This is a genomic window from Serratia sp. JSRIV001, assembly GCF_019968745.1.
Taxonomy (GTDB): Bacteria; Pseudomonadota; Gammaproteobacteria; order Enterobacterales; family Enterobacteriaceae; genus Chania; species Chania fonticola_B.
Genome location: NZ_CP074147.1, coordinates 2,859,666 through 2,873,981 on the forward strand (window position 1 = coordinate 2,859,666; position 14,316 = coordinate 2,873,981).

General features: G+C 55.0%; 11 protein-coding genes. 6 read left to right on the forward strand and 5 right to left on the reverse strand.

All coding sequences use genetic code 11. The annotated features are described in order from the left end of the window. The first annotated feature begins 37 nt into the window (after positions 1-37). Positions 38-913, forward strand: coding sequence for a LysR family transcriptional regulator (locus KGP17_RS13080; RefSeq protein WP_223499550.1), 876 nt, complete (start codon positions 38-40; stop codon positions 911-913). Between the two features lie 35 nt (positions 914-948). Here the strand turns inward: KGP17_RS13080 and KGP17_RS13085 are convergent, their stop codons facing one another. Together KGP17_RS13085 and KGP17_RS13090 are read right to left on the reverse strand one after the other, a co-directional pair. Continuing rightward, complete coding sequence (locus KGP17_RS13085; RefSeq protein ID WP_223499646.1) at positions 949-2,565, reverse strand: FGGY-family carbohydrate kinase; 1,617 nt, start codon at positions 2,563-2,565, stop codon at positions 949-951. Positions 2,566-2,577: 12 nt separating this feature from the next. After that, entirely contained in the window at positions 2,578-3,324 is a 747-nt protein-coding gene (locus tag KGP17_RS13090) for an SDR family oxidoreductase (protein ID WP_166734978.1), read from the reverse strand. A gap of 416 nt (positions 3,325-3,740) precedes the next feature. Here KGP17_RS13090 and KGP17_RS13095 point away from each other — a divergent pair, with 416 nt between their 5' ends. Then, positions 3,741-4,757: a LacI family DNA-binding transcriptional regulator gene (locus KGP17_RS13095; RefSeq protein WP_059200838.1), complete on the forward strand. Its 1,017-nt coding sequence runs from the start codon at positions 3,741-3,743 to the stop codon at positions 4,755-4,757. 123 nt (positions 4,758-4,880) lie between these two features. On the opposite strand, the gene KGP17_RS13100 is transcribed toward KGP17_RS13095, so the two are convergent. Together KGP17_RS13100 and KGP17_RS13105 are read right to left on the reverse strand one after the other, a co-directional pair. Next, positions 4,881-5,384 (reverse strand): N-acetyltransferase, encoded by a 504-nt coding sequence (locus KGP17_RS13100; protein ID WP_094981250.1) that lies wholly within the window; start codon positions 5,382-5,384, stop codon positions 4,881-4,883. 103 nt (positions 5,385-5,487) lie between these two features. Continuing rightward, the gene (locus KGP17_RS13105) at positions 5,488-6,459 is read right to left on the reverse strand and encodes a sensor domain-containing diguanylate cyclase (protein ID WP_059200840.1); all 972 of its coding nucleotides are present in this window, start codon (positions 6,457-6,459) and stop codon (positions 5,488-5,490) included. A 192-nt stretch (positions 6,460-6,651) separates the two neighbouring features. On the opposite strand from KGP17_RS13105, the gene KGP17_RS13110 reads away from it, so the two are divergent. Genes KGP17_RS13110 through KGP17_RS13120 form a run of 3 tightly spaced genes read left to right on the forward strand, consistent with a single transcriptional unit; the run spans position 6,652 to position 12,994 of the window. Beyond that, complete coding sequence (locus KGP17_RS13110) at positions 6,652-7,845, forward strand: SrfA family protein (protein WP_223499552.1); 1,194 nt, start codon at positions 6,652-6,654, stop codon at positions 7,843-7,845. Then, entirely contained in the window at positions 7,845-10,775 is a 2,931-nt protein-coding gene (locus KGP17_RS13115; protein WP_223499554.1) for a virulence factor SrfB, read from the forward strand. Before KGP17_RS13110 ends, KGP17_RS13115 begins: the two co-directional genes overlap by 1 nt. Further along, a complete protein-coding gene (locus KGP17_RS13120; protein WP_223499556.1) occupies positions 10,772-12,994 on the forward strand; it encodes a virulence factor SrfC family protein in 2,223 nt (740 codons plus the stop codon). Before KGP17_RS13115 ends, KGP17_RS13120 begins: the two co-directional genes overlap by 4 nt. Positions 12,995-13,034: 40 nt before the next feature. Here the strand turns inward: KGP17_RS13120 and KGP17_RS13125 are convergent, their stop codons facing one another. Further along, positions 13,035-13,640, reverse strand: coding sequence for a nitroreductase family protein (locus KGP17_RS13125; protein WP_223499557.1), 606 nt, complete (start codon positions 13,638-13,640; stop codon positions 13,035-13,037). A gap of 403 nt (positions 13,641-14,043) precedes the next feature. Between KGP17_RS13125 and KGP17_RS13130 the strand changes: the two genes are divergently transcribed. After that, a complete protein-coding gene (locus KGP17_RS13130; protein ID WP_223499560.1) occupies positions 14,044-14,289 on the forward strand; it encodes a hypothetical protein in 246 nt (81 codons plus the stop codon). Positions 14,290-14,316 lie beyond the last annotated feature (27 nt).

Sequence of the window (14,316 nt, forward strand, 5' to 3'; positions counted from 1 at the left end):
TTTCTCTAGCATAAAGAAAATCTTTTGGATAATACCCATGCGCTCTAATCTTCCCCTGAATGCCCTACGTGCTTTTGAGGCCTCTGCCAGACATTTGAGTTTCACACGGGCAGCGCTGGAGCTCTATGTTACCCAGGCCGCCGTTAGCCAACAGGTGCGGCTGCTTGAAGAACGCCTGGGCATGGTGCTGTTTAAACGCTTACCCCGTGGTTTAGAAATGACGGAGGAATCACGGGCGCTGTTTGCCGTGTTAACCGACGCCTTTGGTCATATTGAAAAAGCCTTCCGGCAGTTTGAAGGGGGACAATTCCAGGAGGTGCTCACCGTGGCCGCCGTCGGCACCTTTGCCGTGGGCTGGTTGTTGCCGCGTCTTGAGCGGTTCAGGCAAGAGCATCCTTTTGTCGAACTGCGGCTGCGCACCAACAATAACGTCGTCAATCTGGCCGCCGAAGGGCTGGATTTCGCCATCCGTTTTGGTACCGGTTTGTGGCCATCAACCCATAACGAAATGCTGTTTGATGCTCCGTTGACCGTGTTGTGTACCCCCGCTACGGCTAAGCGGATCGTTAACCCTGCCGATCTGCTGCAGGAGGATTTGCTGCGTTCTTACCGTGCTGAAGAGTGGGAAAACTGGTTTGCTGCCGCTGGTCTGCAGGCGGTGAGAGTGAATGGCGCCATCTTTGATTCATCCCGTCTGATGATCGAGAGCGCCATCCATTCCGGTGGTGTGGCGTTAGCCCCAGCGAAAATGTTTGCCCGGGAGCTCGCCACCGCACAGTTGGTGCGCCCTTTTGCTACCGAAATCAACATGGGCAGTTATTGGTTAACCCATTTAAAATCGAAGGCAATGACCCCGGCAATGGAAATATTTAGCGAATGGTTACTGAAGGAAGCGGCAGAAGATAATACGTAGGGGCGCAGCATGGTGCGCCCCTCGAGTTTGCAGACTTATTGCAGCTCCTCACGGATCCGTTTGGCCGCGCTTTGCAACAGCTTATAGGCCTCATAGCGGTTAGCGTGCAACGGGTGGAAATCCGCATTCGGTTGATATTGGCTATCCAACTCGGAAAACTGCGCCATCGCCTGCTCCACCGAGGCGGCAACCTTCCCCGCCACAGCACCCAGGATAGCCGACCCCAGCAATACCGGTTCTTCCGCCTTGGTCGTCAGCACGGCGCAACCACAGCTATCCGCCAGCAACTGCCGCACCAACGGATGACGGCCAGCCCCGCCGCTGATCACGATCTGCTCAACGGTGACGCCCATCTGAGACTGGGCATCGAGGATTTGCCTGAGTCCATAGCCAATCCCGCAAATGCCAGCAACATACAGGGCCACCAGATTATCGAGATTGCTTTCCATACCCAACCCGGCAACCACGGCACGGGAATGGGGATCGGCAAAGGGGGCGCGGTTGCCAAGGAACTCGGGAACCACATGCAGGCCATTGGCGAGTTTTGCCGCTTCCGACGCAGAAACCATTTTGGCCAGCGCCAAATCGGCCAGCAAGGTTGGCAGTGAAATACCCAATGCCTTAGCCTGCTCCGTTGCCTCTGGTGCCGCGGGGTGGAACGAAACCAACTGCTTGATCGCCGCCCCCGCCGCGCTCTGCCCACCTTCATTCAACCAATATCCCGGCACCATTGCAGAGTAATATGGCCCCCAAACGCCTGGAACAAAGGCCGGGTTTTGCGTGGTGGTCATCGTGCAGGACGACGTGCCAAACACGTAAGCCAGGTTATTGGTGACGCCACCGCCGACACCGACGGTACCAATCCCGCCAGCATGGGCATCAATCAGGCCCACGGCGACGGGCGTCCCCGCTACTAATCCCATTTCTTTGGCGGCATCTGTCGTCAAGCCTTCGCCACAAGGCGTACCGGGCTCTTGGATGCGATCCCCAATGCGGAGGAACGCTTCGTCTGCTAACTCTTCAAGGCCGATGGTACGGAAATAGTCCGGATCCCAACGTTTCTCATGGGCCAGATAGGTCCATTTGCAGGTCACCGTACAGACGGAGCGAGCCAAGTCCCCAGTGGCACGCCAGGTCAGGAAATCGGCCAGATCGAAGAACTGCCAGGCGCTATCGTAGACCGTACGACGGTTCTCCTTCAGCCAAAGCAGCTTGGGTGTCTCCATTTCTGGGGAGATTTTCCCGCCAACGTAGTTAAGTACCGGATGCCCGGTGGCGTTGATCCGCTCGGCCTGCTCCGTGGCCCGATGGTCCATCCACACAATAATGTTGCGGTCGGGATCTTCAGATGGCCCTACTGCCAGGGGGTTGCCGTCTGCATCGAGGACCACCAGGGAACAGGTGGCATCAAAGCCGATGCCTGCCACATTGTCTGGGGCAATACCGGATGCGGCAACCGCCTGCTTGATGCTGGCACACACCGCTTGCCATATCTCACGGCTGGATTGTTCAACATAATTTTCCGGACCGCGGAACAGGGTGATCTCTTGGCTGGCATGCGCCAACATGGTACCCGAGAGATCAAAAACCCCTGCCCGTGCGCTGCCTGAACCCACATCGACACCAATAACGACCTGCTGTTGATTGTTCATCATTTTCACCTATCAGAGATCGACGCTATTTGGCAGGATCACCAGATCACGCACGGTGACTTGCTTCGAGCGCGTTACCATAAACAACACCGCTTCGGCCACTTCCCTTGGCTGCATCAGGCTGCCGTTGGCCAGAGCCTCATCCATCTTGGCTTTTGGCCAATCGTCCAGCAGCGCGGTAACCACCGGCCCTGGCAACACGGCGCCAACCCGCACGCCATATTGGGCCACCTGGCGGCGCGTGGAATGCACAAACGCCTGAACGGCAAATTTTGAGGCGGTATAAATCGGCTCCCAGATCACCGGGACGACCCCGGCGATCGAGCTGGTAAACAGAATATCGCCAGACTTTTGCTCGATTAGATACGGCAGCACCGCCTGTACCGAACGGAACGCGGCATTAATATTGAGATTCAGCACGCGATCCCAAACGTCCGGATCCCCTTCTGCCACCGGGCCGCCAATATAGGCACCGGCATTAGCGTGAAAAATATCGAGGCGCCCTGCCGCTGCTAAAATACCGGACAGCATGCCGGAAACCTGCTGCGGGTTGAGCAAATCGATGACCAGTGGATACGCGTTTTCGCCAAGTTCATCGGTCAGGCGTTGCAGCTTTTCCTGGTCACGGTCGATCAGCACCACTTTAGCCCCGGCCTGCAGGAAAATACGCGCACACTCCAGGCCGATACCCGAGGCCGCGCCGGTGATCGCCGCGACCTTACCTTTGAGGGAGAAATTCAATTGGGTGAAATCTGTCATGGTTGGGTTCCTTTATTAAACAAGAGATCAAATTTTCACGACGAAGTCACCGCGTGTGAGTTCATCGAGTTAAGAAATTTGGCTGTCAATATTGCCCCTCACCCTAACCCTCTCCCAAAGGGAGAGGGAACCGAGCGTGCCACGGATTAGCTATCGAGCCTAACTTCAGCACCGAACTCGCAAGAGCTATAACGTACCTTTTCCTTACCCGGCTTTATCTTTGCAAGGGTTGGAAACGCACTTCCGCACCTGACCTTAACGCCGTGCCAGCCCCCTCTCCCTGGTGGGAGAGGGTTGGGGTGAGGGGACGTTTACGCACCCTGTCACACCCTTTGCTTACAGCGCTCAATCGATTGAGCATCATTGCTACTTTTTATTTTTACTGTCAAGATATAGAAAATTGGGGAGCGAAATTTGTGACTGGGTTCAAAGCAAAAAAAACGACGATTTACGATCTGGCCGAACTGGCCGGAGCCTCCTCAAGTGCGGTCAGCGCCGTGCTCAATGGCAGTTGGAAAAAGCGCCGCATTGGCGCCCAACTGGCAGATAAAATCCTGCGCCTGGCCGAAGAACAAGGCTATACCGTCAATCAGCAGGCCAGCCTGCTGCGCCGCCGTAAATCAACCATGATCGGCATGATCGTCCCCAAGTATGACAACCGTTATTTCGGTTCGATCGTCGAGCTATTCGAATCGATGGCCCGTGAACGCGGCCTGTTCCCGGTGATTACCTGCACCAGCCGCGATCCTGAACTGGAAATCGAAGCGGCGCGCACCATGCTTTCCTACCAGGTTGACTGGATCATCTCCACCGGTGCCACCGCCCCCGACAATATCACCGAGATCTGCGCTGCTTCCGGTATTTCAACGCTGAATCTCGATCTGCCAGGCACCCTCGCCCCTTCGGTGATCACCGATAACTATGCCGGGGCTAAAGAGCTGACGTTACGAATTCTGGCCAACTGTGAAAAACGGCTGGGCTACCTCAAGCCACTGATCTTTGTTGGCGGGCGCGGGGTTGACCATAACACCACGGAACGCCTGCGCGGCTTCAGAGATGCCCACCGGCAGTTAGGCGTTGAGGTCATCGAAGAGAACCTGTTGGCCTGCGGCTATTCCCCAGACAAGGCCGAACTGGCGATGAAGACCTTTATGGCTCAAGGCGGCGATCTGCAAACCGGGCTATTCGTCAACTCGACGATCTCGCTCGAAGGCGTGATGCGCTGGTTGGTGGCGTCTGGCTATCGCGGTGATAAGCAGCCAGTGATGGGCTGCTTTGACTGGGACCCTTTCGTACTGCTGTTAGGCCATGACATCGTGATGGTGAAGCAGGACGTCAACAAGATGTTGCAGGCGGCGTTTGCGCTGATCGATGCCAACTCCCAAGAAAAGCAACTGATTGAAATACCGCCGATCTTCCCAGAGATGATTTGAGGTAACTGCAGTCCACAGCAAAATGCACGGTAAGGGAGTCGGGATTAATAATCTTTTTTTCTGAATATAACAGGCGATGTAAGCAGGCAATCAGAAGTAAACCATTGTCCCCAAACATTATGATTAACGGATTTCTGATAACTCGGGTTCCAGCAAAAGACTCATATCAAAACCCGTTATCCGAAAACCAACCTCTTTATATAACTTTAAAGCCCTTTGATTATCCGGGGACACTCTTAGTTCTACCTCATACACGCCCTGGCCAGTCAGCTCATTCAGAAACGCACGGATAAAATCCCTGCCCATCCCCTTACCCTGAAACTCTGGGATAAGCATTATATCTGATAAAAAAACTGAGTTGTCCTCCAAGCTGAACCACAGATATCCCACAGCCTGAGCGTCATGTTCATAAGTTCTAAAATGGTTATTTTGAGTGTTGATACCCGCCGGCAAGGCTGTTTTAAATGATTTCGACGCTTCTTCCTGGGCTTTTTTACGGCTGTACCGATGATTTGTCATCAGGTCTTCAATATAGTCATTTAAAGAGAGGTCCGCCCAGAGGTCAAACTCGTCGCAATGCATGGGCCTATAAATTGATTTGGGAATTTTTGACTGTTTTGTTTTCAATCTACTGTCTCACACTTAATAGTAACGTAACGCATGCTGAGTACTACCCTACCGAATTAGCCATCGATTCAACATAAGTCTGGTGCGGCGAATAACTTGCCGATTAACTCCGCATACACTTGGATTTCTTGATCCGGTACATGGTGGAGTCCCCTTCTGCCAGCAAGGTTTCCAAGCTATGGGGCGTGGCGGGATCAAACTCGACGATGCCATAGGAGAACGCCAGTTGGTAAGGGGTGATCTGCGAGGCATTATGTTCATCCACGTAGCGTTGCAGGGCTAAAATCCCCTGTTCGGCTTCGCTTTTGCTACGGCTGCCCATCAGCGCGACAAACTCGTCACCGCCCAAACGGGCTATCACGTCAAAATAGCCAAACACCCGTTTCATCAGCTCGGAAAAATAGATTAACGCCCGGTCACCTTCCCCATGGCCGAAAGTGTCGTTAATCAATTTGAATTTATCGAGGTCGATAAATATCAGGCTGGCCTTAACCCCTTTCATCTGACAATGTTGCAGCATATGACCTGCCAGGGAGATAAAGCCACGGCGATTGGATATTTGCGTCAGTTCGTCAGAAGTTGATGCCTGAAAGGCACGTAGCTCATCTTCGACCATCGAGGCCAGATCGCGCAGCGCCACCGCATCTTCGGCATCAAACTGCCGGGGTTTATCGTCGATCAGGCACAGGGTCCCCATCTTCAGATCGCCGGAGTAGCTCAGTGGACAACCGGCGTAGAAACGGATGTGTGGCGAGTCTTTGACCAGAGGATTATCCGCAAAGCGATCGTCCTGCAGCGTATCGGGAATGAACAAAATATCGTTACCCAGAATGGCGTGACCACACAACGAAATATCTCTTGGCGTTTCCGTAGCCGCTCCCAGCCCACAGTTGGACTTGAACCATTGGCGGTTTTCGTCGACCAGACTCACCAAGGCAATGGGGACACCGAACAGCCGGCGGGCCATGCGTGTCACCCGATCGAAGCGCTCTTCTGGCAGAGTGTCCAACAGATGCAGGGAACGCAGAGCCTTCAATCGCTGTACTTCATTCGCAGGTATCTCTGGCGTTTTCATCGCTACATCCACTCCAATTAAACTCAAGGTCTTTCTCGGGAAAGCAAGACAGCTAGTTGCAGGATAATATCGTTCGCCACCGCTGGCAATCCGATGCACAAAACAGATGCCACTTTGCCCCTGTTTTCAGACGTTTGATTAGGCTATCGCCACCTAAACTAGCCGTTTAGGCTTAAAAGCAAGGCATCCGGTGTGGCAAAACCCTTTTTACGCAGTGGCAATCTAGATGACGTTCTTACATTGGGCGAAAATGGACAACCTGTTTATGCGTTGGCGTCGCAGTTGCGTGAGGCGTTGCGCCTTCAGCAACAGTCAGCCGTAGCGGATTGCCTGGCGATCCCGATCCCCAACGCGCAAGGCGATCGCATTGACTGGTATGCGCCCATTGCTGGGCGGGCGATCTCTTGGCTGGCGGCTGATGACGACGCCCGAGCGGCTGCCTTGCCGCTGCTGGAACATTTCCAGACCACCGCAGAAGCCATCAGTCTACGCGCTCGCCACAGCGGTAAAGCCAACTTGCAAATGTTTGCGACGCTGCTCAGCAAGGCCATGCAGTTCCCGGATCAGAACGCCGTTTTCCTGGTGGATGGCAAACCGGTGATCACCTTCTGGGGCTGCGTGAAAGCCGATGGCAAGATCAGCAACGCGCCTTTGGATTGCCTGCGCCCGAAAGATCGCCCTGCGCCCCCCATCGCCCCGCCAATTATTGAACCCATTGCTGAGCCCATTGATGAACCGCAGCCGCCCGCACCTCTGCCAACCACGGCGGATGACAAGCCTCACCATGCCTGGTGGCTGCTGCTACTGCCTGCTGTTTTCATTCTGGCCGCCGCGATTTGGTTGTTGCTCCCTAAACCAACCCCTCAGCCAGCCATAAAAACGGTTGAGCCAGCCAAGGTACAACCCAAGCCGGTTGTTACTGCGGCTGCTCTACAGTTGCCATTAGGCTATGCGGAGGTGCTTCCTCCGCCGGTCCTCACGCCGGTAGTGGTCGATAAACTGGCGCTGACGTTACCCGCCGAAGCGGTAAAGGTCGGTTCTACCGCTTTCCTCAACGGCAAATGGCGCGTCACCTTGGCGATCAAGGATCCGCTTACCGGCAAACCGCCGAGCCTGCTATATCAGTTTAGCCGTGGCAAGGGCACCGCCAGGATCGTACAGGGTGACAAAGTCACCTGCCGGGTCGAGGTCAACGCCGGCCTGATGCAGTCCGGCAATCTGGTGATCAACAGCCGTACCAAGGCCCGTTGCAGCGACGGTTCCCGTTATCAAATGCCGGAACTGGTGTGTAAGCAAGGTGAAGCTGGCGCCGCCGCAGAATGCAGCGGGCGTTATGGCAACAACGAAACGGTATTCCCTATGACGATCAAGCGCGAGAGTAAATAATGTTGGCGACCCCCATCGCATATCCGCAGCGCGTTACGCTGATACCCAACAGCGGGATCCAATTTCTGGACTTCTCCCTTACGCCGGTGTTGGACGCCGAGCGACCGGGCAAATTTGTCCGTCAGACTGCCAACGGCCCACTGCTGCGGCTGAACTATCATCAGGCCAAGGATCGCTATTTCCTGCCGGTAGCCCCCGGCGAACCGGCCGAAATGGTACGTCCGGAATTCAGCTTTCCTCTGGAACAATCATTGCGGCTGCTAGATCGCGTTTGGTTACCGCTGCCGTTCTTGCGCTTCAACCCGCCAAACAGTTTTCTCAGCGGGCCGGACAACTGGGCGCGTATGCAAATGAGACGGTTAGAGCAGCCGGACCGGCAAGGCCATACGCTGCGCATCACGTTGGCATTTGACACGCAAACCTATCCTGCAGGGCATGAAAACCAACAGTTGGCTCCCAATCAGCAGGACATCGCTACCGGGCTGAGCTTTGCGCTAGCACACCATAGCCAGGATCTGGGTGATTTCCTGGATGCCACCTGGGTTGACGGCTGGCTACGCGAGGTATTTATCCAACAGGCCATCGCCCTGGAGCAACGCCCGGAACGCAACATCAACGCTTCGCTGCGTGAATTTGAATATCAGGCGCACTACCTGAACCTGCTGGAGCTGCTGGCCAGCCAGCTAAGCGTACCTAATATCACCCTAGGCAGCGATGTGCAGCAACCCGCCGTGAATGTGGATTTGATCCTCGATGTCGGCAACTCTCATACCTGCGGCATCCTGGTAGAAGATCACCCGGCGGAACGCAACGGCTTGAAACACAGCTATGAACTGCAACTGCGCGATCTCAGCGAACCGCATTATCTACACCAAGGCCTGTTTTCCAGCCGCACGGAGTTCGCTCCCGCCAACTTTGGCAAGGCGAATTACTCGTTTGAAAGTGGCCGCGACGATGCGTTTCTCTGGCCATCTCTTACCCGAGTCGGCCATGAAGCCTGCCGCTTGGCTCAGCAGCGGCAAGGCGATACGGCATCAACCGGCCTGTCCAGCCCACGGCGCTATCTGTGGGATGAGGAGAGTTACGGCCCTGGCTGGCGCTTCAACCGTACGGCAGAGCACTGCCTGCAGGAGCCGCCTGCTATCGCGACGCCATTGGCTCAGTTGATCAATGACCAAGGCCAGCCGTTATCCAGCCTGCCACCGGAAGAACGCCTGCCGGTTTTCACCCCAAACTACAGCCGCAGTTCGCTGATGGCCTTGATGTTGAGCGAACTGTTGGCCCAGGCGCTGATGCAGATCAACAGCGTGGCCCAGCGGCTCTCTTTGCGTGACGGCGCAGCACCTCGCCGTTTGCGTAATATCATACTGACCCTGCCTTCCGCCATGCCGGTACCGGAACGTGAAATCTTCCGTCAGCGGATGCATGAGGCGATCGCGCTAGTGTGGCAAGGCATGAGTTGGCATTCGGCAGATGAAGACTTGAACGGCATAGCCAGTTCGGTGCCGGTCCCCGCCGTGCAGATGGAGTGGGATGAGGCCACCTGCGGCCAGATGGTCTATCTGTATAACGAAATCCAGGTCAATTTCGCGGGTCAGGCTGAGGCGTTCTTTAGCGCCATGGCACGTCCGGACTCCGCTGAACCGGGGAAAACGCTGCGTATTGCTTCGGTGGATATCGGCGGCGGCACCACCGATTTGGCGATCACCCAGTACCGTCTGGAAGAGACGGCTGGCAATAACGTCAAGGTGACCCCGCATCTGTTATTCCGCGAAGGGTTCAAGGTGGCGGGCGATGACATTCTGCTGGAAGTGATCCGCCTGTATCTGCTGCCCGCCCTACAGGCCGAGTTCAAACGCATCGGCGTGGCGGAACCGGCAGCCCTGATGGCCGAACTGTTTGGCCAGGACGAGAGCCCAGTGCTACAGCAACAAGTGACACTGCAACTTTTCATCCCGCTCGCTCAAGCGATCCTGGAACGCTATGAAAGCTTCACCCCGGTGCAGACTCGCAGCGAGATCGACGCCGTGCTGGGCGAACTGTTAACGCAAAGGCCTACCGATAACGTATTGAAATATATCAATGCTGCGGTACAACGCGGTTTACCGGCAGAAGCGGAACTTTTCGATGTTTTGCAGACGCCGCTCATTCTACGGCTGAGCCACTTGCATGGTGAATTCCTGGCACCGCGCATGGCGCTTACCCGCAATCTGCGGTTGTTGACCGAGGTGATCGCCCTGCACAACTGCGATGTGCTGCTGCTCACTGGCCGCCCTTCCCGTTTCCCCGGCATTCAGGCCCTGTTCCGGCAGCTACAGCCGGTGCCGATCAACCGCATCGTTTCGCTGGATGGTTATCACACCAGCGGCTGGTATCCTTTCAGCCAGCAAGGACGGATCGACAATCCCAAATCCACTGCGGCGGTCGGTGCCATGCTGTGTCTGTTAGCGTTAGAGTTGCGCTTACCGGGCGTTTATTTCAAGGCAGCCGATTTCCGCCCTTATTCAACGGTGCGTTATCTGGGGCGCCTGGACGCGGACAACCGCCTGCCTGCCAATCAGGTTTTCTATGCCGACCTCGATCTGGATACCCCTGATGGCGGTTTGGACAGCAACGTCAGCTTTGCCCTCAACGGTGCGTTGTGCCTGGGATTCCGCCAGTTAGATAACGAACACTGGCCCGCCGCCCCGCTGTTTACCCTGACGATTATCGATCCGCAGCTGGCGCGTAACCTGGCTGGCGATAACCTGTTACGGGTTAAAATTGCCCCGCAGCCGGACTCTGCCGCTCGCTGGAGCATCACTAGCGCCGAACTGGAAGACGGTAGCCCGGTGCCCACCGAACATCTGCAACTCAAATTGAATACGCTGATCGACAGTGCCACCGGGGCTACCCACTATTGGATCGACAGCGGGAGCGTTTTTGCATGAAGTCAGCCATTTCCCCAATCTCCCCGCTTAGCCAGCGCTGGCCGTTATTAAATCAAGGTATCGCTCAGGCGCTGGCCTGGGCGGATAATACCCGCCTGCAGACGCCCCGTTTCGCACTGGAAGCGCCTACCTTGATGCTTAATCTACGCCGTTGCCGCATCCGGCTTCAACGGCTGGCGGTTGCTGCTACTCAACGCGGAGCACTGGGCTTTTATGGCCGTTCGCAAGCGGCAAAACATCATCTTATCGCCTCGCTAGCTACGGCCGAGCCAGACTGCCTGGCGACTACCTTCGCCGGTAAAACGCTGGATTACCTGACGCATATCCGTCCGGGGCACACCGCCGTAGGGATAGCGATCCGCTTTAGCCACGCCGTACCTCAACAAGATCCTGATTATCCGGTGCAGCTTCAGCTGCTGACGTCGGTAGAGTTAGTGTGGATGTTGGCGCGTAGCAGCCATACGCAACAGACAATAGAAAAAACAGAGGTCGAAGAGCTCATCGCCTCTTTGACAAAACGTTGCCAACCTCAGGCAGTGCCAGGTATCGGTGCCGATGATATCGTTACCCTCTGGGATAGCTTGCGCAGCGACGACCCACAGTTACAACATCGTTGGGACAGCGAATACTGGCCAAACGCCTTGGCTATCGCTCCCTATCTGTCCGTTGACGACCGGGCGCAGCTGTTTGCTCCGCTATGGGGGCAAGAACCGGCATTCACCGCATGTTATCGCCGTCTGGCTTACCGCTTGGATCAACTGGAGGGCGCAGCAAGCGTACGGGCTCCGCTCAGCCTGCTGACGGATGAAAATCAGCAGCCCAGTTACGGTATCCTGACGCCAGCAAACCTGGAAGAGACCGATGACAAGGTCCAGCTCAAACTCGATAACGGCATGATGACGATGCCCTTGGCAGACCTGAGGTTATTGACCGCAGAGTTGCTGATCCCTTTACAGAGCCACCCGGCCCATAGCGGCTTTGCGTCAACCGATTATCTGGATCTACCTGCCTATAGGGCAGACGACGAGAGTCTGCAGCAGGCCAAGAGCCTCACGCTGCTGCAACGTTATAGCGACCAACAGGCCATGCAAGCCTTGATCGTCTGCCATGCTGCGGCCTGCCGTGAAGAAGCCACAATGGTCGGCCAGGCGCTGGATCATTGGGTACAACAACATCAGGAAGCCGATAGCCGTGGCCATCCCGATTTGATCTGGGCATTTACCCCGTGCGATCGGCGTTCGTCGGCCCATTTTGACCACGCCGTCCAACGGTACGTTGGCCAACCCGGCGAGGTTTGGGGAACGCTACTGGCGATGAATGAAGATGAAGTCCGGCGTATGACCGACTACCTGCTCACGTCGGTGAATGTCGCAGCCCGCCATAACCGCCTGCAACAACATTTCGATCGTCATGAGCAAGAGTTACGGCATAACCTGCTTGGCCGCTGGTTCAACGTGGCAACCGAGGATAAAGCGCCCCTCGCCAAGGCTACGGTAAAAGCGTTGCAGGGCCGCACCACGCTGCATGGCGAACTGCTGGAGCACCTGTTGCCAGACCGCAACGCCCTACTGCCTCTCTTTTGCCAGCAGCAGCAAGATCGCCCACATAACGACGATCCTTTGGCGATCGAGCTAGATCTGTTTGACGAGCAACCTACAGCGGTATCTTCGCTAGAGTCTGGTGCTAACGTGGTTTTACAGGTGCAACAGCTATGGATCACCCAACTGCGTAATCTGGCCGATCATCGTGCGTTAATCGACCTGCTGGCGGTTGAAACAGCCACCTTGACCACGCTGGCCGATGAGTTGATCACCGCCTGTTTCCGGCTGGGTATCTGGCAACGCTTAGGGAATGCCCTGGCCGAACCGGGACTCGTGGGCCACAGCAGGGAAAATCACGTCGAGCGGCAAATCGCCTGTACCTTGACGATACTGGGAGATTTTGTCGCCTGGCTTGGCTTCCAACTGCGTCCGCAGGCGCAACGGCCAGAAAGCCGCATTAACCGTGGCCATAAGATATTTACCAAACCCAGCCAGAGCGCCGAGCTACGCATGACCGCATTACCAGCGGAACCGATCAACAACACGGCGCTGTATATTTACGATTGGCTGGTGGGGTTATATCAATTAATCACTGAGAATGCGGGCCACAGCGGTGGGCAAGCGCTGAGTGAACAACAGCGTGAACGCTTGGGAAAAATTCTTCAGGGGATGGGTTAGTTCAGCAACCTCTCTCCCTTCGGGGAGAGAGGCAATTCAATTAAAAACGGTCGATCTGCACAATCTCATCAACCGGCAACTTACCAATGCGCGGATAAGGTTGGCCGATGCCCTTGCCAATCGCCACCATCAGCGCAATCTGGTAGTGCTCTGGCTTATTGATGATTTTGCCCACGGCGTCAAAATCAAAGCCGTCCATTGGGCAAGAGTCATAACCCTGAGCCTTGGCTGCCAGCATCAACGTCTGAGCAAACAGGCCGCTGCTGCGCATCACTTCATCACGCTGTACCTGAGCCTTACCACGGTAATATTGGTCGACAGCAGGCAACATAAACTGTTGCACCGGTTCTGCCGCTTCACGCCAGATGTTTTTCACCTGGGATTCCCAACTGGACAGATCGCCACACAGCACAACCAGCATCGAGGCATCGGTCACCTGCGCCTGGCCCCAGGCCACCTCGCGGATATGCTCACGCTGGGCACGATCTTCGATCAACAACGGGCGCCAATGCTGCAGGTTGAAAGCACTAGGGGTGTTTTGCAGGGCAATATTGAGCAGCGCCTTCTTCTCATCCAGCGTCATTACATGCTGGGTATCGAACTGTTTGGTCGCGCGGCGTAGCTCAATAGCGTCAAGTGTATGCATTACTTCATGTCCTTTGATTAAGTTAACCCGCTTATTGTCGCTTTTTCGCAGCCTCTGTCCACCGGGATTTGTGCTCCGTTTAGCTCAGGGCATCCCCTGCCGCCGTCAAGTAAAATAGCAACGTCTTTTTTCACATTTTTAACCTCCCCCCATCAGGCATAGATAAAAGCGTCAATAACATACGTTTTTATAATGAAACAATGGACTGATATTTTTATTTTGAATAACAGAAACTGCTACGCATGCATTTTTATAGACAACCCCAGTTGTTTATAGTTAATCTGTATTACTGATGACAAGGGTGGGTCCCACTGTGCTAATCTTGGCAATATTGTTAAAAAAGCATACTTAGTTTACACTTTTTCAAGCTTGGGCTTCCGCCCTAATAAAGGGAGTGACTCAGATGGACAAAGAGAAAGAAACACGGACTTTTTTCGGTCATCAATCCCCGGCCATGGCTGAATTGTCAGAACAAATTAGCCATAGTTTGAGTGAAAGCCCATTAGCGCCTGAAGAAAAAATGGCGCTAATGATGAAACGATGTATTTCGTTGTTTGGCATAATGAAAACCGACTCCGCTGAAATGAAAGTCTCAGATGGGCGTACACTCAAGCTTACGCTTGAAAAAATATCCTCACGTTTTCATTGATATCGAATTTTACTGGTTTTATTACTA

Excerpts from the sequence above, each read along its gene's own strand:
- KGP17_RS13080 (WP_223499550.1), top strand. The coding sequence starts at position 38 with ATGCGCTCTAATCTTCCCCTGAATGCCCTACGTGCTTTTGAGGCCTCT.
- KGP17_RS13085 (WP_223499646.1), bottom strand. The coding sequence starts at position 2,565 with ATGAACAATCAACAGCAGGTCGTTATTGGTGTCGATGTGGGTTCAGGC.
- KGP17_RS13090 (WP_166734978.1), bottom strand. The coding sequence starts at position 3,324 with ATGACAGATTTCACCCAATTGAATTTCTCCCTCAAAGGTAAGGTCGCG.
- KGP17_RS13105 (WP_059200840.1), bottom strand. The coding sequence starts at position 6,459 with ATGAAAACGCCAGAGATACCTGCGAATGAAGTACAGCGATTGAAGGCT.
- KGP17_RS13115 (WP_223499554.1), top strand. The coding sequence starts at position 7,845 with ATGTTGGCGACCCCCATCGCATATCCGCAGCGCGTTACGCTGATACCC.
- KGP17_RS13120 (WP_223499556.1), top strand. The coding sequence starts at position 10,772 with ATGAAGTCAGCCATTTCCCCAATCTCCCCGCTTAGCCAGCGCTGGCCG.
- KGP17_RS13125 (WP_223499557.1), bottom strand. The coding sequence starts at position 13,640 with ATGCATACACTTGACGCTATTGAGCTACGCCGCGCGACCAAACAGTTC.
- KGP17_RS13130 (WP_223499560.1), top strand. The coding sequence starts at position 14,044 with ATGGACAAAGAGAAAGAAACACGGACTTTTTTCGGTCATCAATCCCCG.